This window comes from Microbacterium ulmi, assembly GCF_011759705.1.
GTDB lineage: Bacteria > Actinomycetota > Actinomycetes > Actinomycetales > Microbacteriaceae > Microbacterium > Microbacterium ulmi.
The window spans coordinates 500,247-522,544 of sequence record NZ_JAAOZF010000001.1; the positions used below are offsets into that span (position 1 = coordinate 500,247).

General features: G+C 72.0%; 23 protein-coding genes. 10 read left to right on the top strand and 13 right to left on the bottom strand.

What is annotated here, in order from left to right; translation table 11 throughout:
* The first annotated feature begins 408 nt into the window (after positions 1–408).
* Positions 409–834, top strand: coding sequence for a CoA-binding protein (locus FHS08_RS02350; protein ID WP_167035119.1), 426 nt, complete (start codon positions 409–411; stop codon positions 832–834).
* Between the two features lie 190 nt (positions 835–1,024).
* On the opposite strand, the gene FHS08_RS02355 is transcribed toward FHS08_RS02350, so the two are convergent.
* From FHS08_RS02355 to FHS08_RS02370, 4 genes are all read right to left on the bottom strand, one after another.
* Positions 1,025–1,789 carry a hypothetical protein gene (locus tag FHS08_RS02355; RefSeq protein WP_167035121.1) on the bottom strand — a complete coding sequence of 255 codons (765 nt, stop codon included), beginning with the start codon at positions 1,787–1,789 and terminating at the stop codon, positions 1,025–1,027.
* 349 nt (positions 1,790–2,138) lie between these two features.
* Positions 2,139–2,672, bottom strand: a complete 534-nt coding sequence (locus tag FHS08_RS02360) for a bifunctional nuclease family protein (RefSeq protein ID WP_167035122.1) — start codon at positions 2,670–2,672, stop codon at positions 2,139–2,141.
* A 218-nt stretch (positions 2,673–2,890) separates the two neighbouring features.
* Positions 2,891–3,787: an EamA family transporter gene (locus FHS08_RS02365; protein WP_167035124.1), complete on the bottom strand. Its 897-nt coding sequence runs from the start codon at positions 3,785–3,787 to the stop codon at positions 2,891–2,893.
* A 131-nt stretch (positions 3,788–3,918) separates the two neighbouring features.
* A complete protein-coding gene (locus FHS08_RS02370; RefSeq protein WP_167035126.1) occupies positions 3,919–4,095 on the bottom strand; it encodes a hypothetical protein in 177 nt (58 codons plus the stop codon).
* Positions 4,096–4,231: 136 nt separating this feature from the next.
* Between FHS08_RS02370 and FHS08_RS02375 the strand changes: the two genes are divergently transcribed.
* Positions 4,232–4,594, top strand: coding sequence for an HNH endonuclease (locus tag FHS08_RS02375; protein WP_167035128.1), 363 nt, complete (start codon positions 4,232–4,234; stop codon positions 4,592–4,594).
* A gap of 25 nt (positions 4,595–4,619) precedes the next feature.
* On the opposite strand, the gene FHS08_RS02380 is transcribed toward FHS08_RS02375, so the two are convergent.
* Positions 4,620–5,843: an MFS transporter gene (locus FHS08_RS02380; protein WP_167035130.1), complete on the bottom strand. Its 1,224-nt coding sequence runs from the start codon at positions 5,841–5,843 to the stop codon at positions 4,620–4,622.
* 126 nt (positions 5,844–5,969) lie between these two features.
* Between FHS08_RS02380 and FHS08_RS02385 the strand changes: the two genes are divergently transcribed.
* A complete protein-coding gene (locus FHS08_RS02385; protein WP_167035132.1) occupies positions 5,970–6,422 on the top strand; it encodes a MarR family winged helix-turn-helix transcriptional regulator in 453 nt (150 codons plus the stop codon).
* Positions 6,423–6,500: 78 nt separating this feature from the next.
* Positions 6,501–7,529 carry an LLM class flavin-dependent oxidoreductase gene (locus FHS08_RS02390; protein ID WP_167035134.1) on the top strand — a complete coding sequence of 343 codons (1,029 nt, stop codon included), beginning with the start codon at positions 6,501–6,503 and terminating at the stop codon, positions 7,527–7,529.
* Between the two features lie 9 nt (positions 7,530–7,538).
* Here FHS08_RS02390 and FHS08_RS02395 read toward each other — a convergent pair whose 3' ends face one another.
* The 4 genes from FHS08_RS02395 to FHS08_RS02410 all read right to left on the bottom strand — a co-directional run bounded on the left by FHS08_RS02395 (position 7,539) and on the right by FHS08_RS02410 (position 10,968).
* Entirely contained in the window at positions 7,539–7,844 is a 306-nt protein-coding gene (locus FHS08_RS02395) for a monooxygenase (RefSeq protein WP_167035136.1), read from the bottom strand.
* A gap of 63 nt (positions 7,845–7,907) precedes the next feature.
* Positions 7,908–8,768 (bottom strand): formate dehydrogenase accessory sulfurtransferase FdhD, encoded by an 861-nt coding sequence (gene fdhD / locus FHS08_RS02400; RefSeq protein WP_167035138.1) that lies wholly within the window; start codon positions 8,766–8,768, stop codon positions 7,908–7,910.
* A gap of 1 nt (position 8,769) precedes the next feature.
* Positions 8,770–9,861: a GTP 3',8-cyclase MoaA gene (gene moaA / locus FHS08_RS02405; protein WP_167035140.1), complete on the bottom strand. Its 1,092-nt coding sequence runs from the start codon at positions 9,859–9,861 to the stop codon at positions 8,770–8,772.
* Positions 9,862–10,092: 231 nt separating this feature from the next.
* Entirely contained in the window at positions 10,093–10,968 is an 876-nt protein-coding gene (locus tag FHS08_RS02410; protein ID WP_167035142.1) for an NAD(P)H-binding protein, read from the bottom strand.
* A gap of 99 nt (positions 10,969–11,067) precedes the next feature.
* Here FHS08_RS02410 and FHS08_RS02415 point away from each other — a divergent pair, with 99 nt between their 5' ends.
* The 6 genes from FHS08_RS02415 to FHS08_RS02440 all read left to right on the top strand — a co-directional run bounded on the left by FHS08_RS02415 (position 11,068) and on the right by FHS08_RS02440 (position 18,840).
* The gene (locus FHS08_RS02415) at positions 11,068–11,460 is read left to right on the top strand and encodes a winged helix-turn-helix transcriptional regulator (RefSeq protein WP_167035144.1); all 393 of its coding nucleotides are present in this window, start codon (positions 11,068–11,070) and stop codon (positions 11,458–11,460) included.
* Positions 11,461–11,553: 93 nt separating this feature from the next.
* Positions 11,554–12,996 carry a cytochrome ubiquinol oxidase subunit I gene (locus FHS08_RS02420; protein ID WP_167035146.1) on the top strand — a complete coding sequence of 481 codons (1,443 nt, stop codon included), beginning with the start codon at positions 11,554–11,556 and terminating at the stop codon, positions 12,994–12,996.
* A 9-nt stretch (positions 12,997–13,005) separates the two neighbouring features.
* Positions 13,006–14,037, top strand: a complete 1,032-nt coding sequence (gene cydB, locus FHS08_RS02425; RefSeq protein ID WP_167035148.1) for a cytochrome d ubiquinol oxidase subunit II — start codon at positions 13,006–13,008, stop codon at positions 14,035–14,037.
* Between the two features lie 102 nt (positions 14,038–14,139).
* Positions 14,140–15,858, top strand: a complete 1,719-nt coding sequence (gene cydD / locus FHS08_RS02430) for a thiol reductant ABC exporter subunit CydD (RefSeq protein WP_167035150.1) — start codon at positions 14,140–14,142, stop codon at positions 15,856–15,858.
* A 131-nt stretch (positions 15,859–15,989) separates the two neighbouring features.
* Positions 15,990–17,621 (top strand): thiol reductant ABC exporter subunit CydC, encoded by a 1,632-nt coding sequence (cydC, locus tag FHS08_RS02435; RefSeq protein ID WP_167039527.1) that lies wholly within the window; start codon positions 15,990–15,992, stop codon positions 17,619–17,621.
* 364 nt (positions 17,622–17,985) lie between these two features.
* Positions 17,986–18,840: a DUF2690 domain-containing protein gene (locus FHS08_RS02440; RefSeq protein WP_167035152.1), complete on the top strand. Its 855-nt coding sequence runs from the start codon at positions 17,986–17,988 to the stop codon at positions 18,838–18,840.
* Positions 18,841–18,919: 79 nt separating this feature from the next.
* Here the strand turns inward: FHS08_RS02440 and FHS08_RS02445 are convergent, their stop codons facing one another.
* Genes FHS08_RS02445 through modA form a run of 4 tightly spaced genes read right to left on the bottom strand, consistent with a single transcriptional unit; the run spans position 18,920 to position 22,297 of the window.
* Positions 18,920–19,522, bottom strand: a complete 603-nt coding sequence (locus FHS08_RS02445) for a GNAT family N-acetyltransferase (protein ID WP_167035154.1) — start codon at positions 19,520–19,522, stop codon at positions 18,920–18,922.
* A 9-nt stretch (positions 19,523–19,531) separates the two neighbouring features.
* Positions 19,532–20,671 carry an ABC transporter ATP-binding protein gene (locus FHS08_RS02450; protein ID WP_167035156.1) on the bottom strand — a complete coding sequence of 380 codons (1,140 nt, stop codon included), beginning with the start codon at positions 20,669–20,671 and terminating at the stop codon, positions 19,532–19,534.
* A 31-nt stretch (positions 20,672–20,702) separates the two neighbouring features.
* Positions 20,703–21,506, bottom strand: a complete 804-nt coding sequence (locus FHS08_RS02455) for an ABC transporter permease (RefSeq protein WP_167035158.1) — start codon at positions 21,504–21,506, stop codon at positions 20,703–20,705.
* Positions 21,503–22,297, bottom strand: a complete 795-nt coding sequence (gene modA, locus FHS08_RS02460) for a molybdate ABC transporter substrate-binding protein (protein WP_167035159.1) — start codon at positions 22,295–22,297, stop codon at positions 21,503–21,505. The genes FHS08_RS02455 and modA overlap by 4 nt, the downstream gene beginning before the upstream one ends.
* Position 22,298 lies beyond the last annotated feature (1 nt).

The window sequence follows — 22,298 nt, forward strand, 5'->3', positions numbered from 1 at the left end:
CGAGTCCGGCACAACTCCGATCCGGGACTGTTCGATCCCGGCACAACTCCGATCCGGGACTGTTCGATCCCGGCACAACTCCGATCCGGGACTGTTCGATCCCGGCACAACTCCGATCCGGGACTGTTCGATCCCGGCACAACTCCGATCCGGGACTGTTCGATTCCGGCACAGCTCCGATCCGGGACTGTTCGATCCCGGCACAGCTCCGATCCGGGACTGTTCGATTCCGGCACAGCTTTGGGTCTGACACCTCGTGGGTCTGACACCGCTTGGGTCTGACACCGCGCGGTCCTGGCACAGCCCAGCTCTGGCGCGGCGCGGAGGAGGCGGCAACCCACCCCGTGAGATGCGGCACGACTTCGCGTTCACGGGAATCGCCGGCGGCGCCCCCGCGTTGCGCCAAGCATGAACGACAGTGAGCTCGCGTCCCTGCTCGAATCGTCGCAGACGGTCGCGATCGTCGGCCTGTCGACCGACCCCGCGAAGCCGTCGCAGGCGATCGCGCGCATCCTCCTCGATGCCGGTTTCGACGTGATCCCTGTGCATCCGACCGCCGGCGAGATCATGGGCCTCACGGCCTACCGATCGCTGTCCGACATCCCCGTGCCCATCGACGTCGTCGACGTGTTCCGGCCGTCAGGTGAGACCCCGCGCATCGCGGAGCAGGCCGTAGCCGTCGGGGCGAAGACCCTGTGGCTGCAGCTCGGCATCGCCTCGGCCGAGGCGCGCACGATCGCGGAGAGCGCGGGCCTGCAGGTCGTCGAAGACACCTGCATCGGCGCGACGACGAGGCGACTCGGCGTTCGCAGCGCAGGAGCCGCGACCGTCTGACGACGTCCCGCGGTCTCAGAGCACCCACAGCTCAAAGCACCCACAGCTCAAGCACCCACGGCACAGAGCACCCACGGCACAGAGCACCCACGACTCAGAACATCCACGACTCAGAACATCCACGACTCAGAGCACCCACAGCTCAGAGCATCCACGGCTCAGAGCATCCACGGCTCAGAGCATCCACAGCTCAGAGCATCCACGGCTCGAAGCCCGTGGTGCTGCCCGTGGGCGGATCGGCGATGACCGCAGGCGGAGTCTGCCGGCGACGCCACCGACGCCGGAACACGTTGGCGAGCCGGCCCGCGAGTCCCGTCCTCCCCGCACGCAGCCGCACGAGCTCGCGGGCGCGCGGACCCGTCGGGATGTCGCGCGGCAGCTCCCCCGCGCCGACGATCCAGCGCGGCATCCCGAGCAGCCGCAGCACGCTGCCGAGACGCTCCGACTCGAAGACGCTGTCCGGGTCGAGATCCTCCTCGAGCAGCTCGGCGAGCTCCTCGGCGGCGTCGGCGCGACCCCACAGGTGCGCGATCGCCTCGGCGTGCTCGGAGCCGAAGGGCTCCGCCAGCACGTCGTCGTCGGCGCCGGGCTCGTTCGCCGGATCGCTGCAGTACCGTCCGATCTCTTCCGGGCCGCGCCATCCCACGATCGAGAGCTGGCGGTCGCCGCGCACGCGTGCCGCGAGCACCGGCATCCCGAGCTCATCGGCGATCAGCGCGCCGACCTCGATCACCCCGCGTCTGTCCCGCGCGACGACGCCGTCGCCCGGGTCTCCCAACACGACGGTCCAGCCGTCGCGCTGCGGGGCGATCCACCCCGAGAAGCGGATGCCGCGCAGCAGTGCGAGGACGCCGGGCAGCGCCGCCACGTCCCCGCGGAAGAGCGCGGCCCCGTACGAGTACCCGCCGGACGCCTCTTCGCCGAGCGGGGCGGGCTGGATGGGGGGCAGGTACACGCGTCGATCATCCCGCACGCGCGCCGCGGTCGGGCAGGGATGGCCGGGGGCACGTACGGACTCACGGCAGGATGAGCCGCGGGGCAGGGACGCCCCGGCACAAACGGACACACGACAAGACAAACCCCAGGCAGGTACGCCCCGGAACGAACGGGGCCCACGGCAGGATGAGCCCCCGGGCAGGTACGCCCCGGCACGAACGGACTCACGGCAGGATGAGCCCACGTGCAGCTACGCCCCGGCACCAGCAGTCCTGCTGCAGGGATGGCCTTCCGGCAGGGATGGCCTTCCGGCAGGGAGGGCCGGCGGCGCGGGCGCGCCGCGATGCCGCCGGTGCTGGCGCAGGCGATCAGCTGCCGAAGTCCTCCGGCTCGACGTCGTCGAGGAAGCGCTTGAACTCGTCGAGCCGCTCTGCCGTCACCGTGTCGGCATCGGTCTCGATCTCACCGTCCGCGTCGGCATCGGCGCCCGTCACGGTGTCGGGAACGCTCGCCTCGTCCATGACGGCGTCGGCCACCCAGATCGGCGCGCCCACGCGCGACGCGAGGGCGATCGCGTCGGACGGCCTCGCGTCGACGATGCGCTCGCCGAGCACCGTCGACAGCGTGATCTCGCCGTAGAAGGTACCCTCCTCGATGCGCGCGACCTCGACGCGGACGACCGTCGCACCGAGCGTCTCGACGAGAGATCGCATGAGATCGTGGGCGAGCGGCCGCGGCACGACCGCGCCCTCGATGGCGATGAGGATCGACGTCGCCTCCTGCTGGCCGATCCAGATGGGCAGGATGCGGCCGCCGCCCTCTATCTCGCCGATCGGCTTGAGCAGGATGACGTGCTGCTCGGTCGCATCGAGCGCGACGCCGGCGACGCGGACCTGGACCATGCCGCCTCCTTCCATGTGGGGAGGTGTCCTGCCATGGTAGGCACGCTCAGCCGGTGGCGGGGGCGGCATCCCACCGATGCAGCGCCCGCGTCGCGAAGAACGTGACCCACTTCGGGGGCTCGCCCGGCGCACGTACACCTCGAACCAGGCGCGACCTACAGGCGAGCCGCGCCCCACGATGCATGCGAGATGCTCCAGCCCTACGCGGGACCATCCGGTCACGTCGACAGGCTGGCCGCGCTCGATGGTGCGGGCGAGCGGACACGGCCCGCGAGCGCCGCGCTGCCTCCGCCCGCAATCGCGACGAGAAGGATTCCCAGCCAGGTCGTGGCATCCAGCGTCTGCGCGAGGAGCGCGACCCCGAGGAGGGCCGCGAGCACGGGGTCGAACGACAGCATGACGGCGACCGTCCTGGCCGAGGTGGCCCGCACCGCGAGGAAGTCGGCGGCGAAGGCCACGACGACGCCCAGCACGGCGGCCAGGGTCAGGATGCCGGCATCCGTCCACTGCAGGGAGGGCAGCGCCTGCAGCGCGAACGGCGCGGTCAGCACGGCGGCGAACACGAAGGCCAGCGCGAGCCCGTCGAATCCGCGCGCGTCGCGCCCCACCCGCTCCGCGAGCAGCGTGTAGGCCGCGAGAGCGGCCGCCGCGAGCGCCCCGAAGAGCAGGCCGATCGGGTCGAGCGCCCCTGACGGCCGCACGACGAGCACGACGCCGACGAGGCCCGCGACGGGGAACAGCGCTGCGAGAGGCCGCCGGGCGCCCAGCGCGGCGACGGCGAACGGACCGAGGAACTCGAGCGTCAGCGCGATGCCGAACGGCAGTCTGTCGAGCGCGAGGTACAGGAACACGTTCATGCTCGCGATCGACGCGCCGAAGCATCCGATCGCGATCCACTCGACGACGCTGCGCCCACGCAGGCGAGGGCGTACGATCACGGCAGCGATCACGGCGGCGATCGCGAACCGCAGGCCGCTCACGCCGATGGGCCCGAGGCGTTCGAAGAGCACGTGCGCGAGCAGAGCCGACGACTGCACGCCGAGCGACGCGGCCAGGACGAGCCCCAGCGCGCGAAAGCCCGCGACGCGCGGTGCGGGCAGAGCTGCGGAGACCATGTCGATCACTCCGTGGATCGAGCGCCGGACGTCGTCGGCCGGTGGCGGGGAAGGGGATGCCGAGCCTCGTCGCACAGGCGCGGCGCGTGCTCGGACGGGAGTGTGCGGGCCAGAGCCCGGACGGTCGAGCGCTAGGCGATCTCGACGGGAGTGGGCATGAAGGCACCGCCGCTGAGACGATGCCCCGCCGAGGCGGCGAGTCCGTCGACGACCCGCCGGAAGACGAGTTCGACGAGGCCCTCCCGCAGCACGACGACCCCGGCTGCCGTGGCGGCTGCCGAGAGTGCGACGACGGTGCGGCGGTTCATCGGATGCTCCTGTGCGGATCTGGCGCGGGTTCGCGTTCGACAGGAAAGAGCCGTGCGTGCCTGACCTGATACACGCCTTCCCTGATACACGGTGGGTGCGCGCGTCGAGAGGCTCGCCCGCCGGTACTGTGACGCCATGCCCGTCAGCCGGAGCCGCCGCGCCACCGCCTCTCGCCGGCGCGCCCGCCGGGTGGCGGCATCCGGGAGCGATCTGACCGACGCGGAGTGGTTCGCGATCCTCGACGCCTGGGCGCGCTGCGCGTACTGCGGAACCCGGGGGGTCGCGCTGCAGCGCGACTGCGTCCTGCCGATCTCGCGAGGGGGGCGCTACACGCTCGACAACGTCGTGCCCGCCTGCCGCTCGTGCAATGCGAGCAAGTGCAACGACGAGGTGACCGGCTGGATGCGCCGCAAGCGCCTCGACGAGCCCGCGTTCCTGCTGGGGCACCTCGCGGTGCTCAGGATGCTGCGCCCCGCCGACTCCGCCCGCGGGGCGTGAACGGGCCCGCGTCGGCCGGGACCGGTCAACGCACGGGCGGGGCGAGCGCAGCGGATGCGGCATCCGTCGCGTCGGAGACGAGCTCGAGCGATGCGGACCCGATGTCGCGACGGGCGGCCGATGCGGCGAACAGCATCACGACGAGCCCCGCCGCCGTGATCAGGGCGCCGATCCAGATGGGGGACGTGTATCCGAGGCCCGCGCTGATGCCGAGGCCGCCGGCCCACGCGCCGAGCGCGTTGCCGAGGTTGAAGGCACCGATGTTGGCGCCGGAGGCGAGCGTCGGGGCCTGGCCGGCATAGACCATGACGCGGCTCTGCAGCCCCGGGACAGTGCCGAAGCCGAAGCCGCCCATGAGCGCGAGGAGGACGACGGTCGCCGGCTGCGACCCCGCGAGAAGGCCGAATGCGACGAGGACGACGACGAGAGCGGCCGTGAAGAGCACGAGAGTGCCGTCGATCGAACGGTCGGCGAGGCGCCCGCCGAGCCAGTTGCCGACGACGAGCCCCGCACCGAACAGGACCAGGAGCCACGGCACGGCGGCCGCCGAGAAGCCGCTCACCGCGGTGAGCGTGTAGGCGATGTACGTGAACGCGCCGAACATGCCGCCGAACGCGAGGATCGTCACGACGAGCGAGAGCCAGACCTGGCTCGAGCGGAAAGCGCGAAGCTCGCCGCGCAGACTCACGTGCTCCTGTGGGGCACGCGGAGCCGGCACGAGGGTCGCGATGCCGACGAACGAGACGACGCCGATGAGCGAGATGGCCCAGAACGTCGATCGCCAGCCCAGCTGCTGGCCGAGGAAGGTGCCGAAGGGCACGCCGAGGACGTTGGCCGCCGTGAGGCCCGTGAACATGAGGGCGATCGCGCCCGCCCGCTTCTCGGGCGCGACGAGGCTCGCCGCGACGACCGAGCCGATGCCGAAGAAGGCGCCGTGGCTGAGCGCCGCGAGGATGCGTCCCGCGAGCGCGATGCCGTACTCGGGAGCGAGTGCCGTCAGGACGTTGCCGGCGATGAAGAGGACGACGAGACCGAGCAGGACGGCCTTTCGGGGAAGCCGGGTCGTGGCGGCAGTGATTCCGAGGGCGCCCACGACGACCGCGAGCGCGTAGCCCGAGATGAGCCAGCCCGCGCCGGCCTCCGTGACGGAGAAGTCGGCCGCGACCTCGGGCAGCAGGCCCATGATGACGAACTCGGTCAGACCGATGCCGAATGCGCCGATGGCGAGAGCGAGAAGGCCCAGAGGCATGAAGGGATCTCCTGTTACACTTGACGGGATAGTTGCACACGCGGGATGTTGCGCGAACGAGATAGATCGTTGCACACGCAAGTAGGACGCGCAAGCAAGTATTCATCTGAATGGATCGAGGGAGAAATGGGCATCGCCGACGACGCCGTCGAAGTGCGTGCGCAGGGATGGCGCACGCTCGCGGCCCTGCACGGACTCATCGAGTCGGAGCTCGAGCGCGCGCTCTCGGCATCCGTCGAGCTCTCGGTCGTCGAGTACACCGTGCTCGACGCCCTCAGCCGACAGGACGGCTGGCACATGCGCATGCAGCAGCTCGCGCGCGCGGCGGCTCTCAGCGCGAGCGCGACGACGCGCCTCGTGACGCGTCTCGAGGACCGCGGGCTCCTCACCCGCGTCCTGTGCGCCGACGATCGCCGCGGCATCTACACCGAGCTCACGCCCGCGGGCCGCACGCTGTACGATCGGGCGCGTCCCATCCACGACGAGACGCTCCGACGCGTGCTGGCGGATGCCGCGCAGCAGCCCGAGCTCGCTCCCGTCGTCGAAGCGCTCCACGCGGGAGCCGCCGTTCCCGCGTAGCGTCGACGGCGACGCGGATGCGGCCGAGCGGCATCCATTCATCGGAATGAACATCGCGGAAGCGAGGTTGTGACAGCCATGCAGCGCTTCGGAACCCTCTCGTTCGGCCACTACGGACCGCTCGGCGGCGGGAGGCAGCTGTCGGCGGCGGACTCGCTCATGCAGGCGATCGAGCTCGCCGAGGGGATGGACGAGCTCGGCGTCAACGGCGTCTACTTCCGCGTGCATCACTTCGCGCGCCAGCAGTCCTCTCCCATGCCGCTGCTCGCGGCGATCGCGGCCCGCACGCAGCGCATCGAGATGGGCACGGGCGTCATCGACATGAGGTACGAGAACCCGCTGTACCTCGCGGAGGAGGCGGCGGCCGTCGACCTCATCAGCGGCGGACGACTCGCCCTCGGCGTGAGCCGCGGCTCACCCGAGTCGGTCGTCCGGGGGTATGAGGCGTTCGGCTACACGGGCTCGGACGATCCGCGGGGCGCAGACCTCGCGCGCGACCACTTCGCGACGTTCCTGCGCGCGATCGAGGGCGAAGGACTCGCGGAGCGGGATGCGTCGTCGCCCTTCGGCGGCGGCACGGGCATGCAGCGCGTCGAGCCCCACTCCCCCGGACTGCGCTCGCGCATCTGGTGGGGCGCCGGCACGCGCGAGACCGCCGAATGGGCGGGACGCGTCGGGGTCAACCTCATGTCGTCGACACTCCTCACGGAGGCCGACGGCCGCCCGTTCGACCTGCTGCAGGCGGACCAGATCGACGCCTTCCGCGCGGCCTGGCGCGAGGCGGGGCATCCCGGCGAGCCTCGCGCATCCGTGAGCCGGTCGATCTTCCCGCTCACGACGGCGGAGGACCACCTCTACTTCGGCGGACGCCAGGAGGGCGACGGAGTCGGCTACATCGACGGCTTCCGGTCGACGTTCGGGAAGACGTACGCCGCCGAGCCCGACGTGCTCGTCGGGCAGCTGCTCGACGACGCCGCGATCCGCAGCGCCGACACGCTCATGCTCACGATCCCCAGCCAGCTGGGCGTCGCCTTCAACCTGCGGATCGTCGAGGCCTTCGCGAAGCACGTCGCGCCTGCGCTCGGCTGGCAGAGCACGCTCGACTGAACGGGCGCGTCACGCGAGCGGAGCGCGGGTGATCCTGGACAGGCCCTCGTTGACGGCGAACTCGCTCGCCTCGATGTCGGTGACGCCGAGGCTCTGCAGCCGCCTCGTGTGCAGGGCGAGGTACCGGTCGCCGTCGGCCTTCGTCGCGAAGAGATAGACGCCGCCGGCGAGGCCGGCCTCGGCATCCTCCGTCCAGACCTTCCAGACGAGACCCTCCTCGCCGGCGATGTCTTCCGCGAGCCCGCGGTACGCCTCGAGCGCCTCAGCGCCGAACGGACCGTGCGAAGGGAACTCGAAGACGAGCAGATGAGCCATGGGGTGTCCTTCCGTCCCGGTCCATCCTGAACGGGACTCCCGGCGGACGCAGGGGATGCCGTCTCATGCCGAAACAGTCGACCCGACGCGGACGCGCTCCGCGTGCGCGTAGACGTTCATCGACGACCCCCGGAGGAAGCCGACGAGCGTCACCCCCGCCTCGGTCGCGAGGTCGACGGCGAGCGACGACGGCGCCGACACGGCCGCGAGGACCGGGATGCCGGCCATGACGGCCTTCTGCACGAGCTCGAAGCTCGCGCGGCCCGACACCTGGAGCACCGTGCCCGAGAGGGGCAGCCGGTCGTGCAGCACGGCCCAGCCGACGACCTTGTCGACCGCGTTGTGGCGTCCGACGTCCTCCCGCAGGACGAGCAGCTCGCCGTTCGCCGCATCGAACAGCGCCGCCGCATGCAGCCCGCCGGTCTTCTCGAACACGGCCTGATCGGCGCGGAGCCTGTCGGGAAGCGTCACGAGGGTCTCGGCATCCACCGTCACGGCGTCGGAGGCGACGTCGTACGTCGAGACCGTCTCGACGGCGTCGATCGACGCCTTGCCGCACAGTCCGCACGAGCTCGTCGTGTAGAAGTTCCGGTTCGGCTGCGGGAGCGGGATCCCCGGCGCGAGCGCGACGTCGAGCACGTTGTACGTGTTCTCGGCCGAAGCCGCCGCCGAGCCCGCGGTCCCCGGCCCGCCGCAGTGGATCGCCGAGCGGAAGTCCTCGCCGCGCGACACGACGCCCTCCGACACGAGGAACCCCGCCGCCAGCTCGACGTCGTCTCCCGGTGTGCGCATCGTGACGGCGAGCGGCGTGCCGGCGACGCGGATCTCGAGCGGCTCCTCGACCGCGAGCGTGTCGGGGCGGCGCGTCGGCTCCGCTCCGAGCGTGATGCGGACGACGGGCCTGCGCGCCGTGATGCGTCCCATGTCAGCCTCCGATCGCGTTCATGCCGCGCGCGGGCTGCAGGAACGAGGGGTCGTCGATCGCGTGCCCGGGGAGCTTGCCGCGGACACAGGCGCGCAGCATCCCGTCGATCGCGGTGTCCGCGCCGCCGCCGTCCGTGCGCAGGATCGGCAGCAGGTCGTACTCGGTCGTCGAGAAGAGGCAGTTGCGCAGCTGTCCGTCGGCCGTGAGGCGCAGGCGGTCGCAGTCCCCGCAGAACGGCGCCGTGACCGACGCGATGACCCCGACCGTGTGCCCTTCCCCGTCGAGCATCCACCGCTCCGCAGGTGCTCCGCCGCGTCCGGGAACGGGCGTCAGCGTCCACTCGCCGGCGAGCGCGCCGAGGATCTCGTCGCGCGTGACCATGCGCGCGCGATCCCACGTGTGCCCCGCGTCGAGCGGCATCTGCTCGATGAACCGCATCTCGGCGCCGTGGTCGATCGCGAACCGCACGAGGTCGGCGAGCTCGTCGTCGTTGACCCCGCGCATCGCGACGGCGTTGAGCTTGAGGGGACGGAGCCCGGATGCCGCGGCAGCCGCGATCCCGTCGAGCACGTCTCCGAGCCGGTCGCGGCGCGTGAGCTCGCGGAACCTGTCAGGCCGCAGCGTGTCGAGCGAGACGTTGAGGCGCGTCAGCCCCGCGTCGACGAGGGCAGGGAGCACGGCGCCGAGCCCGATGCCGTTCGTCGTCATCGCGAGCTCGACGGGTTCGCCTTCCGGACCCGTGATCTCGGCGAGCCGACGCACGACCTCGGGCAGGTCCTTGCGCAGCAGCGGCTCCCCGCCCGTCAGCCGGAACGTCGTGATGCCGTCCGCCGCCGCGACCCGCGCGACCCGCGCGATCTCGTCGAGCGTCAGGATGCTCGTCCGCGCGAGCCACTCGTTGCCCTGCTCGGGCATGCAGTACGTGCAGCGAAGCGAGCAGCGGTCCGTGAGCGAGATGCGGAGGTCGCGGTGGACGCGCCCGTGCGTGTCGACGAGCGGGCCGGATGCCGCACCCGGTGCGGCGGCCACGTCGCGCATCGGTGCGACGGGGCTCGGCATCCGGACCCCGATCGTGACCGGCACGGCGCTCATCGGCGTCGTGCCCCTGCCGCGGTGGCGTCCATGCGAAGAGCCTAGCCCCGGCCCGGATCGCGGGATCCGTGCGGGGGGCGCCCTTCGAGTGCGGGTGCCCCGGCGGCGTCGGTCACGGGCGGAAGGCGCCTCGACGGCGAGCGGCCGGCGAGGCGCCGTGCGCGGGGGCGTCGTGCGGGCGCGGACGACGCGAACGGGCTGGTGGAGGCGCCGCCCGCGCGGGGGGCTCGTTCAGATGGAGGCCGCCCGCTCCGTCGCAAGGGCGCGCAGCCCGGCCTCGAGCGGCGTCGTGGGGCGCCCGATGAGCCGCGACAGCGTGCCGTCCGTCTCACCGAGCACACCGGTGCCGATGACGTCGTCGAGAAGCAGGACGTATCCCGCGAGCTCGGGGGTGACACCGGCGCCGTCGAGCCGCGCGACGAGCTGCTCGCGGCTGAGGGGCAGATGCGCGACGTCGCGACCGAGCACTGCGGACGCCGCCGCCGCGAGGTCGAGGTGGTCCCATGCGACGTCGCCGGCGAGCTCGTAGGTCCTGCCGAGGTGGCCGTCATCGAGGAGCACGACGGCGGCGGCCTCGGCGTAGTCGGCTCGGCTCGCGCTCGCGACCCGCGCGCCGCCCACCGCCGATGCGATGACGCCCGTCTCGGCCGCGACCGCGAGGTCGTGCGCGAAGTTCTCGGTGTACCAGCCGTTGCGGAGGATGACGTACGGGATGCCGGAGGAGACGATCGCCTCCTCCGTCGCACGGTGGTCGGGCGCGAGCACATAGTCGAACGTCGTGACCTGTGGGGCGCTCGTGTAGACGAGCCGCGCGACGCCCGCGGCCTCCGCCGCCGCGACGACGCTCAGGTGCCCGGCGAGGCGCGTGCCGGGCTCCGACCCCGAGATGAGCAGGACCCGGTCGACGCCGTCGAGCGCGGCGGAGATCGTGCCGGGACGGTCGTAGTCGAGCTCGACGACGGCGACGCCCCGCGCGGCGAGGTCGTCGAGCTTTGCGGGCGTGCGCGCGCCGGCGACGATGTCGGCGGCGTGAGCGCCGCGCGCGAGGAGGGCGTCGACGACGAGTCGGCCGAGCTGACCGCTTGCCGCGGTGACGAGGATGGTCATGATGATCTGTTCCTTTCGGTGGGCTGCACGGGAAGGAACGAGATCGCGCACCGCTTGCATTCCGCAGTGATGGTACCCACTTTTGGGTAAGGTACCCACATGACGGTGAGTCTTGCGCAGATCCGGGGTAGACAGGGCGACATCTTCACGGTGGGGTGCCCCACCCGTGTCGTGCTCGACCACATCATGAGCAAATGGGGGGTCCTCGTGCTCCTCGCCCTCTCAGAGGGCACGCGCCGATGGGGCGAGCTGCGCCGCGAGGTCGACGGCATCAGCGAGAAGATGCTCGCGTCGACGCTGCGCACGCTCGAAGCGGACGGGATCGTGCGCCGCGAGGCCTACCCCGAGGTGCCGCCGCGGGTCGAGTACTCGCTCTCGCCGTTCGGCCGCGAGCTGATGGAGCGGATGCTGCCGCTCGTCGAGTGGGTCGCCGACAACGCGGCCGGCATCGTCGCCGGCGCGGCGGCGGGGCCCGACGTCCTCCGCTCCTGACGCCCGCTCCTTCGCAGCGGCATCCGGCCCGTCGCCTCCACGGCCCGTGGATCGGTGTGTACCGTGACCTTCAGACGGGTGGAAGGAGCACGCATGGAATGGCTCGATCCTCTGCTGCTGGCGCGCTGGCAGTTCGGGCTGACGACCCTCTACCACTTCCTCTTCGTGCCGCTGACGCTCGGGATGTCGTTCACGGTCGCGATCTTCCAGACCGCGTGGTTCCGCACGGCGAACGTCGCGTGGCTGCACCTCACCCGCTTCTTCGGCCGGATCTTCCTCATCAACTTCGCGATGGGCGTCGTGACGGGGATCGTCCAGGAGTTCCAGTTCGGCATGAACTGGTCGGACTACAGCCGGTTCGTCGGCGACGTCTTCGGCGCTCCGCTCGCGTTCGAGGGCCTCATGGCGTTCTTCTTCGAGGCGACCTTCATCGGCCTGTGGATCTTCGGCTGGGACCGGCTGTCGAAGGGGCTGCACCTCGCGACGATCTGGATCGCGGCGATCGGCGCGACCCTCTCCGCGTACTTCATCATCGCGGCCAACGCCTTCATGCAGAACCCCGTCGGATACCAGATGGCCGCCGACGGACGCCGCGCCGAGATGACCGACTTCGTCGGCGTCATCACGAACCCCGTGGCGCTCGCGGCCTTCCCGCACACGATCTTCGCATCGTGGATGTTCACGGCGGGTGTCATCATCTCCGTGTCGGCGTGGCAGCTCGCGCGGGGCAGGAACGTCGAGATGATGCGGTCCTCCCTGCGGTTCGGCCTGTGGGCGATGATCATCGCGTTCGCCGGCACGTTCTTCTCGGGCGATCAGCTGAGCCTCGTGATGGTCAAGACGCAGCCCATGAAGATGGCCGCCGCGGAGGCCATGTTCGACAGTGCGTGCGGAGCGGATGCGTCGTTCTCGATCTTCACGCTCGGCACCCCCGACGGCACGAGCGAGCTGTTCTCCATCCGCATCCCCTACCTGCTGGCCTTCCTGTCGCATCACGACTTCAGCGCGTGCGTCGAGGGCATCAACGACCTCAACGCGGAGTTCTCGGCGCGCTGGCCCGAACAGGCCGCGCAGGTCGACGGCAGCTTCGCACCCGTCCTGTGGATCACGTACTGGGCCTTCCGCTGGATGATCGGACTCGGCGGACTCGCCGTCCTCGTCGCCGTCGCGGGCCTGTGGTTCACGCGCAAGGGCGCCAAGAGCGACGTCCCCGCGTGGGCGTGGAGGCTCGCCGCGTGGTCGTTCCCGCTGTCGCTGCTCGCGATCCTCGTCGGCTGGATCTTCACCGAGATGGGCCGCCAGCCCTGGATCGTGTTCAGCCTGCTCCTGACGCAGAACGGCGTCTCGCCCACTGTCCCGGGCTGGACCGTGCTGATCTCGCTCGTCGCATTCACGGCGATCTACGCGACCCTCGCGATCGTCGAGATCGGCCTCATCGTCAAGACGGCGCGCAAGGGCCCGGATCCGCTGCCGGGCCCGGACGATCCGCACCCCTCGGCCCTGTCCGTCGAAGACACTCCCACGACGGTGTACTAGGAGCACGCCATGGACCTCGCCTACCTCTGGTTCTTCATCGTCGGCATCCTGTTCGTCGGGTACTTCGTGCTCGACGGGTTCGACTTCGGCGTCGGGATGTCGCTGCCCTTCCTCGGCAAGGACGACATCGGCCGCCGCCAGATCATCAACACGATCGGCCCCGTGTGGGACCTCAACGAGACGTGGGTCATCGTGGCGGGCGCGTGCCTGTTCGCCGCATTCCCCGAGTGGTATGCGACCCTCTTCAGCGGCTTCTACCTGCCTCTCCTGCTGATCCTGCTCGCCCTCATCGCCCGCGGCGTCTCGTTCGAGTACCGGCATCAGCGCGATTCGCTGCGCTGGAAGAGGGGCTTCGACACGATGATCGTCGTGGGGTCCGCCGTTCCCGCACTCCTGTGGGGCGTCGCCGTCGGAAACATCGTGCAGGGCGTGCCGATCGACGCCGACAGGAACTTCACGGGCTCGCTCTTGACGCTCCTGAACCCCTACGGACTGTGGGTCGGCGTCACGACGCTCCTGCTGTTCTTCCTGCACGGCGTGTACTTCGTCGGCCTCAAGACCGACGGGCAGGTGAAGACGGATGCCGAGACCCTCGCGCGCCGCCTCGCCGTCCCGACCGTCGTCTTCGCGGCCGGCGCCGTCGTGTGGACGATCGCCATCGCGGCGGGCCGCGACGCTCCGCTCCTGTGGCTCTCGATCGCGTGCGGCGCCGTGGCGGCGGTCGCGCTGCTCGCCTCCGTCGCGGCGAACTGGGCGCGGCGCGACGGCTGGGCCTTCTTCGCGGGCGCGCTCACGATCGTCTTCGCGGTCCTGACGCTGTGGACGGCCCTGTTCCCGTACGTCATGCCCTCGACGACGGATGCCGCGAACAGCCTCACGATCGAGAACGCGTCGAGCACGCAGTACACCCTCACGATCATGACGTGGGCCGCCGTCATCTTCCTGCCGCTCGTCCTGCTCTACCAGGGCTGGACGTACTGGGTCTTCCGCAAGCGCGTCTCGCGCACGCGCATCGAGCGGGCGGTCGTCGTCGCGCATTGACGGCGTAGTGCGCCGACGGCATCGCGCGCCCGCCGTCGCAAGCCCACGCGTCGCGAGCCCCTGCGTCGCGAGCGCCCGGCATCCGTAGGGCAGGATCGAAGCATGCCTTCCGACGAGGACAGCGCCCCACCGGCCCGCCGTCGGACCCCGCCCGTCGACCCCAGGCTCCTGCGCTACGCCCGCGCGTCGCGCGGCTTCTTCGTCGCGATCGGCGTCATCGGGGCGGCGCAGACCGTCACGATCGTCGCGTTCGCGTGGCTGCTGACACGTGCCGTCGTCGGCGCGATCGACGGGATGCCGTGGTCCGAGCTGACCGAGACGCTCGGCGGGCTCGCGGGGATCGTGGGGCTGCGAGCGCTGCTCGTGTGGCTGCGCGAGACCGTCGCCGCCCGCGCCGCCGCGCACGTCGAGGAGCAGCTGCGCGCACACCTCGTCGAAGCCGTCGGGGTGCTCGGACCGGCCTGGCTCGAGACGAGGAACACGGCGCAGCTCGCCGTGACGGCGGGCCGCGGCCTGGACGCGCTGGACGCCTACTTCGGCCGCTACCTCCCCCAGCTCGTGCAGACCGTCATCGCGACCCCGGTCGTCCTGCTCGTGATGTGGTGGCAGGACTGGATCTCGGGGCTCACGGTGCTGCTGACGCTGCCCCTCATCCCGATCTTCATGGTGCTCATCGGGCTCGCGACGCGGGCGGTGCAGGAGCGGCAGTGGCAGACGCTCCAGCGGCTGGCCTCCCGGTTCGCCGACACGGTGCAGGGTCTCTCGACGCTCACGGTGTTCGGACGGCAGCACCGGGCAGCGGCATCCATCGAGAAGGTGACCGAGACCTACCGGATCGAGACGATGCGGGTGCTGCGCGTCTCGTTCCTGTCGGGCTTCGCACTCGAGTTCCTGGCGTCGATCTCGGTCGCGATCGTCGCCGTGTCGATCGGCTTCCGCCTCCTCGACGGCTCGCTCGCGCTCGGCGTCGGCCTCTTCGTCCTGCTCCTCGCGCCAGAGGCGTACCTGCCGCTGCGTCAGGTCGGCGTGCAGTTCCACGCGGCGGCGGAGGGCGTCGCCGCGACCGACGACGTCTTCGAGGTGCTGGATGCCGCGCGCGACGAGGCGCGGATCCGGCCGCTGGATGGCCGAGACACCCCGCTCGCCGAGCCTCCGGCGCGGCGCGTCCTGGAGGCTCGGCGGCCGGCGAGCGGGCTCAGCGTTCGGGGCATGCGCGTACGGCGCGGGGACGGGATGCTGCCGCCCGTCGACCTCGTCGCTCTGCCGGGCACCGTGACCCTCGTCGAGGGGCCGAGCGGCTCGGGGAAGTCCAGCATCCTCGCGGCTCTGCGAGGTGCGGCGCTGTTCGACGGCGCCGCGACCTACGAGGGGCGCGATGTGCGAGCTCTTGCACCGTCGCAGTGGCTCGCCTGGGCGGGGCAGCAGGCGGGTCTGGTCGCCGGCACCGTCGCGTCGAACGTCGCGCTGGGCGACCCTGCCCCCGACTCCGATCGCGTGCGACGCGCGCTCGATCTCGCAGGCGCACGACTCCTCGACCCCGCACGGGGCCTCGGCGTGCAGGGTGCCGGCCTGTCGGGCGGGCAGGCGCAGCGCGTCGCCGTCGCCCGCGCCTTCTACCGCCGGCTCGCCGGACACGCGGGCGTGATCGCCCTCGACGAGCCGAGCGCTGCGCTCGACGCCGCGACCGAGGCTGCGCTCTGGGTGTCCGTGCGCACTCTGGCCGGCGACGGCGCGGTGGTCCTGCTCGTGTCGCACCGCACGACCGCGCGGACGATCGCCGACTCCGTCGTGCGGCTCGAGTCGATCGAGGCGATCGCGTGACCCTCCGCGCCCGCAGGCGCTACGCCGTCTCGACGCGCACGGAGCGCGCGCGGGAAGCGACAGCCGAGCGGCCGGTCGAGGACTCGCGCTCGTCCGACGCGGCGACGCCCGCCCGCGTGCTGCGCGGAGCCATGCCGCCCCTCAGGCGATTCTGGCCCGGGGCAGCATCCGCTCTCCTGTCGGAAGGGTCCGCCGTCGCTCTGCTCGCCGTCAGCGCGTGGCTCATCGTGCGGGCGAGTGAGCGCCCGTCGATCATCTTCATCACGGCCGCCGTCGTGGGCGTGCGCCTGTTCGCTCTCACGCGGGCCGTCTTCCGGTACACGGATCGCCTCGCGTCCCACGACGCCGCGCTTCGCCAGCTCGCCTCGACGCGGTCGACGCTCGTCCGCCGACTCATCCCGCTGGCTCCCGACGGGCTGGCCCGCACGGGCCGGGGGTCGGTGCTCGGCGCCCTCGTCGACGACGTCGACGACCTCCAGAGCCTTCCGCTGCGGGTCGTGCAGCCGCTCGTCGCGTCCGCGGCCGTCGCGCTGGGCGCGGTCGTCCTGGTCGCCGTCGTGCACGGCCCCGCAGCGCTGACGCTCCTCGCGTGCCTCGGCGCTGCGGCCGTCCTCGCCGTCGGGTGGGGGTGGGCTGCCGGCGCGAGGGCCGAGCGGGCGATCGCGCCCCTGCGCGGACGGCTCGCGGATGCCGTGCTCGACCACCTCGGGAGCCTCGACGTCCTGATCGCGAACGGGGCGGAGGCCGGCAGCCGCGAGCGCATCGCGACAGCGGATGCAGCGCTGCGCCGTGCGCTCGTGCGGAGGGCGGGCGCGGAGGCCGGGACCGCGGCCCTCGTGTCGCTCCTCGCAGGCGCCGCGTCGATCGCGGCCGTCGTCGTGTCGGCGCCGGCGGCGGCATCCGGAGCCCTCTCCGGACCTGCTCTGGCCGTCGCGGTCCTCGTGCCGATGGCGACGTTCGAGGTCTTCGCCGCGGTCGCGCTCGCCGCCTCGGCGTGGCGCCGGGTGCACGCTTCCGCGGCGCGCATCGCGGACGCGCTCCCGTCGGCGCTTCCTGACGGGCTCGTGGCCGAGACGGTGCCGGCCACGGGCGACGCCCCGCCGCTCGGGCGGGGGGTCGTGCTGCGAGGCGTCACGGCGTGCTGGCCCGGGGCGGCGGAGCCCTCGCTGGACGGCCTGGACCTCGACGTCCGCCCCGGTGAGCGCATCCTGGTCGTCGGGTCGTCCGGCTCGGGCAAGACGACGCTCGCGCATGTCCTCGTGCGCTTCCTCGACATCGAAGGCACGTACGAGATCGGCGGCGTCTCGGTGCGCGGGCTCGCGGGCGACGACGTGCGACGCACCGTCGGGCTGTGCGAGCAGCGGCCCATGCTCTTCGACGAGGACATCCGCCAGAACCTGCTGTTCGCCCGCGACACGGCGACGGATGCCGAGCTCGAGGACGTGCTCGCCCGTGTCGGCCTCGGGGAGTGGCTGAGCGAGCGCGGCGGCCTCGGCGCGCGCGTCGGCGAGCGCGGCGGCCTCGTCTCGGGCGGGCAGGCCCAGCGCATCGCGCTCGCCCGCGCCCTCCTGCGAGGCTTCCCCGTGCTCGTGCTCGACGAGCCGACGGCGGGGGTCGATCCCGAGGCGTCCGATGCCCTCCTCACGGATCTGCTGTCGGCGGTCCGCGAGGATCAGGCCGTCGTGCTGATCTCGCACGTCGCGGTGCCTGCGGGACTCGTGGACCGCGTCGTGAGGCTCGACGCCGGTCGTCTGGTCGTCTGAGGGACAGGAGGGGCGGCGCCGCGTCTCCCCAGACGGTTCGGAGCCACCCCTCCTCCTTCGCACGCCCATGTGCGGCCCCCACAGCGCACATGTGCCGCTCGCTGCTCGGCGACAGGTGCGCCGCGGCGAGTCGTTGCGTGGACCACGCCCGACGTGGGCCACGAAGCACAGGGGACAGCATCCCTCAGGCGATCGCGGGGATCCGACCGGAACCGTCCGATCCGGAAAGTCCGGAATCTCCGACGGCGCCCCGTCACCGGGATCCCGAGTCGTCGAGACCCGCCTGCGGATGCCGGTTCCGGCGACGGCCGATGGTATATATGGGAGACCTTTCGGGCACCGAAAGGCTTATCTGGGGAGATGAATGTCCAACGACGTTTCCGCGTCGGTGCTCGCTGAGGACGGGCCCGCGCATGACACGGTCGAGCGGCTCGCAGCCGACCTGCGAAAGCTCCGCCTCGAAGCCGACAGCCCGACGCTGTCGAAGCTGCAGAGCGACACCGGCATCTCGCGCACCGTGCTCTCGGAGGCCTTCGCCGGCAAGCAGCTGCCTTCCGCGCGCACGATCGACTCGATCGCACGCGCGTGCGGGTCCGACCCGCACGACTGGATCGATCGCCGCGACGCCCTGGCGAGGGCACGGGCCTCGAGCTCCGCTCCCGCCGGCGAGCAGCCCGCCGCGCACCCTGCCGCGCACCCTGCCGAGCAGCGACGGGCCGGGGTCTCACGCCGCGCGGTCGCATGGCTCGTGGGCGGAGCCTTCGCAGCGGGGGTCGCCGCGAGCGCCGTCGTCACGCTCGTGCTCGTGCCGATGCTCGTCCCCGGCGCACCCGCCGCACATCGGGCGGAACCGGCGATCACGGTCGCGTCGGGCGAAGACCCCGCGCAGACCCCGTGCGTCGACGACGCCCGGGTCGCGACGGCAGACACGCGCGCCGACGACTCGCTGCTCGAGATCGTGTGGTCGGACGCGTGCCAGGCGGGCTGGGGCCGCGTCACGCGCTATGACGGCCTCTACGCCGGCAACACGGTGACGATCGCGATCTACCCCGAGCCCGCGCCTGACGGCCCCGATCGCCAGGAGGCGACGGAGCACGACGTGCAGGGTGCGTACACGACTCTCGTCGTGCGGCCGACTCCCGACACCCTGCTGTGCGCGGAAGGCAGCGTCACGGTCGACGGCGATCGCATCGACCTCGGCGACCCGCTCTGCATCTGAGTCGGCCGGAGTGGCTCCGGTTCCGGCCTGGCTCTGGTTCTGGTTCTGGTTCTCGCTCTGGCTCTGGTTCTGGCTCTGGCTAGGGCTCGAGCGAGAGTCCGAAGGCCTGCACGCCCTCGTGCGACGGAAGCGGCTCGAACCCGAGCCGGGGGTAGAACGCGATGGCACCGCCGTTGTCGATCGACGCGGCCAGATGGAGGCCCGTCGCACCGCGTGCACGGAGCGCCGCGACGAGCGTCTCGACGAGCCGGCGCCCCCACCCCTGTCGCTGGGCCTCGGGCAGGAGGTCGATGTGCAGGTGCGCGGGGTACGCGTCGCCGTACGGCTCGGCACCCGCCCTGCGCCCGTAGGCGTAGGTCAGGATGCCGTCCTGGCGCGTGCGCACCTCTGCGGGCAGCGGCCACCTCCCCGCGAACCGCGGCCACCACTCGTCGTGGAACCAGTCCTCGAACGCACGCGTGTCGGGTGCGCACACGACGTAGCCCACGACGCGGCCGTCGTCGGACTCGACGACGAAGGCGAGATCGGGATGCCGCGCCACGTACGGCAGCACGAAGACCTCCGCCCAGAGGGCGTCGTCGTCGAGCACGCCGGTGGCATCCGTGCCGCTGTCGGCGGTGCGGAGGCAGATGTCGGCGAGCGCGGGCTCGTCGCCGTGTGCGAAGGGGCGGATCCGCGGCATCCGCCGAGTCTACGACTCGGGTGCGGGGGCGTCGGCGGACGCCGGCCGGACGACGGGGAGGAACCGGACGTTGGTCTCGGCGAGTCGCAGCTGGACGGGCACGCCGGGCGCGAGGCCGAGCGCGGCATCCGGGGCGAGATCCACCGCGACGACGGGCGGATCGGTGTGCACGCGCACGCCCGCGGGCGTCTGCTCGAGGCGCACGACGCGCGCGACCCACTCCCCCGCGGCCTCGCGGCCGGCCGTGAGGCGGAGCGTACCCGTCCATGTCGTCGCGTCGACGCGCTCGAGCCGCACGGCGCCGGGACGGAACACGGCGGCGGCCTCCGCTCCCTCGCGCAGCTCGTCGTCCTGCCCGCCGAGTCCCAATGACAGCCCGCCGCGCTCCCAGCGCCCGTCGGCGACGCGGCCCGTCACCCGGTTGAGCCCTGCGACCGCCGCCGCGAATCCCGTCGCGGGAGAGGAGAGGATGTCGCGGACCGCTCCTTCCTGCGTCACGACGCCCTCTTCGAGCACGACCATGCGGTGTGCCAGCGCGACGGCGTCGACGGCGTCGTGCGTCGCGACGATCGCGGTCGTGCGCGTCGAGGCGAGCTGCTCCTGCAGGACGGCGCGCACGGCGTCGCCCGTCTCGGGGTCGAGCGATGTGAGCGGCTCGTCGAGGAGCAGGACGGCGGGCGTCGTCGCGAGCGCGCGGGCGATCGCGACCCGCTGCTGCTGTCCGCCCGACAGCTCGGCGGGACGCCGCCGGCCCATGCCGTCGAGACCCACGCGCCACAGCCACTCGTCCGCCTCGGCGTCGGCGACCGACGCCACGATGCCCTGAGCGCGCGGCCCGAACGCGATGTTCTCGTGCGCCGTGAGATGCGGGAACAGGCGTGCGTCCTGGCTGAGGAGAACGACCCGGCGGGCAGAGGGCTGCACGTGCATGCGGCGCCTGGCACCCGAGTCGACGATGCGGTCGCCGACGCGGATCTCGCCTTCTGCAAGCCGCACGAGACCCGCGAGCGCCGCGAGCAGCGTCGACTTGCCCGCGCCGCTGGGGCCCATGAGGGCGACGACCTCGCCGGCGTCCGCCGCGATCGCCGCGTCCAGCCGGAACACGCCGCGCCGCACGACGACGTGGGCGTCGAGCGTCTCGCCGCTCATCGCGGCCCGGCCGTCGAGAGAGGCATCCGGGTCATCGCGGCGACCCCGGGCGCCAGGCGCGCACGAGGAGCAGCACCGCGATCGCCGTCACGAGAAGGAGCAGCGCGAGCGCGACGGCCGTTCCCTGCGACACCCCCGCGCCGTTGAAGGCCGTGTAGATCGCGAGCGGCATCGTCTGCGTCACGCCGGGGCTGTTGCCCGCGAACAGGGCCGTCGCGCCGAACTCCCCGATCGCGCGCGCGAAGCACAGCACGATGCCCGCGACCAGCCCGGGCGATGCGAGGGGCAGCGTGACGCGTCCGAGGATCGTCCAGCGTCCGGCGCCGAGCGCCGCGGCCGCCTGCTCGTAGCCCGTGCCTGTCGTGCGCAGCGACCCCTCGAGCGCGAGCACGAGGAACGGCAGCGCGACGAACGTCTGCGCGAGGACGACCGCGGTGGTGGTGAACGGGATCCGCAGGCCCCATTCGCCCAGCACGCCGCCGAGCCAGCTCGTGCGGCCGAACAGGAACAGCAGCGCGACGCCCCCCACCATGGGCGGGAGGACGAGCGGCACCGTCACGACGGCGCGCAGGACAGCCGCCAGGCGCGGGCCGCTGCGCGCGATCACGAGCGCGAGCGGAACCCCGACGAGAACGCACGCCGTCGTCGCGACGGCGCCCGTCCCGAGCGAGAGCAGGAGCGCGGAGAGCGCTTCCGGAGAGCTCACATCGGCCCACAGCGTCGGCCAGTCGACGCGCGCGACGAGGGCTGCGAGCGGGAGGACGAGAAGCGCGAGGCCGACGATCGCGGGGATCAGCAGGACCTGCGGCACGAACCCCGCTCGCGCCGGCGTCACGGGGCTCCGAATCCCAGGTCCTGGAGGATCGCCTGGCCCTCGGGGCCGCGCACGAAGGCGACGAAGGCGGCTGCGGCATCCGGGTTCGCACTGTCTGCGAGCGCCACGAGCGGATACCGGTTGACGACGTCGGCAGCGCCTTCGGGCACGAACGACTCGACGTCGTCGCGCGAGCGCACGTCCGTCGCGTACACGAGTCCCGCGTCGGCTTCGTCGGCTGCGACCTTCGTGAGGACGGCCGTGACGTTCTGCTCGAGGCTCGCGGGCGTCACGACGACGCCGGCGTCGTCGAGGAGCGTGCGCGATGCCGCGCCGCACGGCACCTCGGGTGCGCACAGCACGACCGTCACGCTGTCGTCGCCGAGGTCGGAGAGATCCTCGACCTCGCCGGGATTGCCGGTCGGAACGACGACGACGAGCGTGTTCGTCGCGAACAGCTCCGCACCCGTCGCGAGACCGGCATCCGTCACCTTCTTCATGTTGGCCTCGTCGGCCGAGGCGAACACGTCGACCGGAGCGCCCTCGATGAGCTGCGTGGCGAGTGTGCTCGAGCCGTCGTACACGATGGGCAGGATATCGACACCGGGGTTCGCCTGCTCGAACTCCTCCGCGATCGTGTCGAACGCCGCCTTGAGGGATGCCGCGGCGAACACCGTCAGGGTTCCGCCGAGCTCCTCGGTCTCGCCCGGCAGCGGTGTGGCGGTGGGTGAGGAGTCCGCCTGCGACGCGCAGCCGCTGAGAAGGAGGGACGCCGCGACCGCGGTGGTGGCGAGGATGCGGATCGTGCGCATG

What these genes read in the sequence shown, in the direction of transcription:
- FHS08_RS02350 (WP_167035119.1), top strand. Translation starts at nt 409, where the DNA reads ATGAACGACAGTGAGCTCGCGTCCCTGCTCGAATCGTCGCAGACGGTC.
- FHS08_RS02360 (WP_167035122.1), bottom strand. Translation starts at nt 2,672, where the DNA reads ATGGTCCAGGTCCGCGTCGCCGGCGTCGCGCTCGATGCGACCGAGCAG.
- FHS08_RS02365 (WP_167035124.1), bottom strand. Translation starts at nt 3,787, where the DNA reads ATGGTCTCCGCAGCTCTGCCCGCACCGCGCGTCGCGGGCTTTCGCGCG.
- FHS08_RS02370 (WP_167035126.1), bottom strand. Translation starts at nt 4,095, where the DNA reads ATGAACCGCCGCACCGTCGTCGCACTCTCGGCAGCCGCCACGGCAGCC.
- FHS08_RS02375 (WP_167035128.1), top strand. Translation starts at nt 4,232, where the DNA reads ATGCCCGTCAGCCGGAGCCGCCGCGCCACCGCCTCTCGCCGGCGCGCC.
- FHS08_RS02380 (WP_167035130.1), bottom strand. Translation starts at nt 5,843, where the DNA reads ATGCCTCTGGGCCTTCTCGCTCTCGCCATCGGCGCATTCGGCATCGGT.
- FHS08_RS02385 (WP_167035132.1), top strand. Translation starts at nt 5,970, where the DNA reads ATGGGCATCGCCGACGACGCCGTCGAAGTGCGTGCGCAGGGATGGCGC.
- FHS08_RS02390 (WP_167035134.1), top strand. Translation starts at nt 6,501, where the DNA reads ATGCAGCGCTTCGGAACCCTCTCGTTCGGCCACTACGGACCGCTCGGC.
- FHS08_RS02395 (WP_167035136.1), bottom strand. Translation starts at nt 7,844, where the DNA reads ATGGCTCATCTGCTCGTCTTCGAGTTCCCTTCGCACGGTCCGTTCGGC.
- fdhD (WP_167035138.1), bottom strand. Translation starts at nt 8,768, where the DNA reads ATGGGACGCATCACGGCGCGCAGGCCCGTCGTCCGCATCACGCTCGGA.
- moaA (WP_167035140.1), bottom strand. Translation starts at nt 9,861, where the DNA reads ATGAGCGCCGTGCCGGTCACGATCGGGGTCCGGATGCCGAGCCCCGTC.
- FHS08_RS02410 (WP_167035142.1), bottom strand. Translation starts at nt 10,968, where the DNA reads ATGACCATCCTCGTCACCGCGGCAAGCGGTCAGCTCGGCCGACTCGTC.
- FHS08_RS02415 (WP_167035144.1), top strand. Translation starts at nt 11,068, where the DNA reads ATGACGGTGAGTCTTGCGCAGATCCGGGGTAGACAGGGCGACATCTTC.
- FHS08_RS02420 (WP_167035146.1), top strand. Translation starts at nt 11,554, where the DNA reads ATGGAATGGCTCGATCCTCTGCTGCTGGCGCGCTGGCAGTTCGGGCTG.
- cydB (WP_167035148.1), top strand. Translation starts at nt 13,006, where the DNA reads ATGGACCTCGCCTACCTCTGGTTCTTCATCGTCGGCATCCTGTTCGTC.
- cydD (WP_167035150.1), top strand. Translation starts at nt 14,140, where the DNA reads ATGCCTTCCGACGAGGACAGCGCCCCACCGGCCCGCCGTCGGACCCCG.
- cydC (WP_167039527.1), top strand. Translation starts at nt 15,990, where the DNA reads ATGCCGCCCCTCAGGCGATTCTGGCCCGGGGCAGCATCCGCTCTCCTG.
- FHS08_RS02440 (WP_167035152.1), top strand. Translation starts at nt 17,986, where the DNA reads ATGTCCAACGACGTTTCCGCGTCGGTGCTCGCTGAGGACGGGCCCGCG.
- FHS08_RS02445 (WP_167035154.1), bottom strand. Translation starts at nt 19,522, where the DNA reads ATGCCGCGGATCCGCCCCTTCGCACACGGCGACGAGCCCGCGCTCGCC.
- FHS08_RS02450 (WP_167035156.1), bottom strand. Translation starts at nt 20,671, where the DNA reads ATGAGCGGCGAGACGCTCGACGCCCACGTCGTCGTGCGGCGCGGCGTG.
- modA (WP_167035159.1), bottom strand. Translation starts at nt 22,297, where the DNA reads ATGCGCACGATCCGCATCCTCGCCACCACCGCGGTCGCGGCGTCCCTC.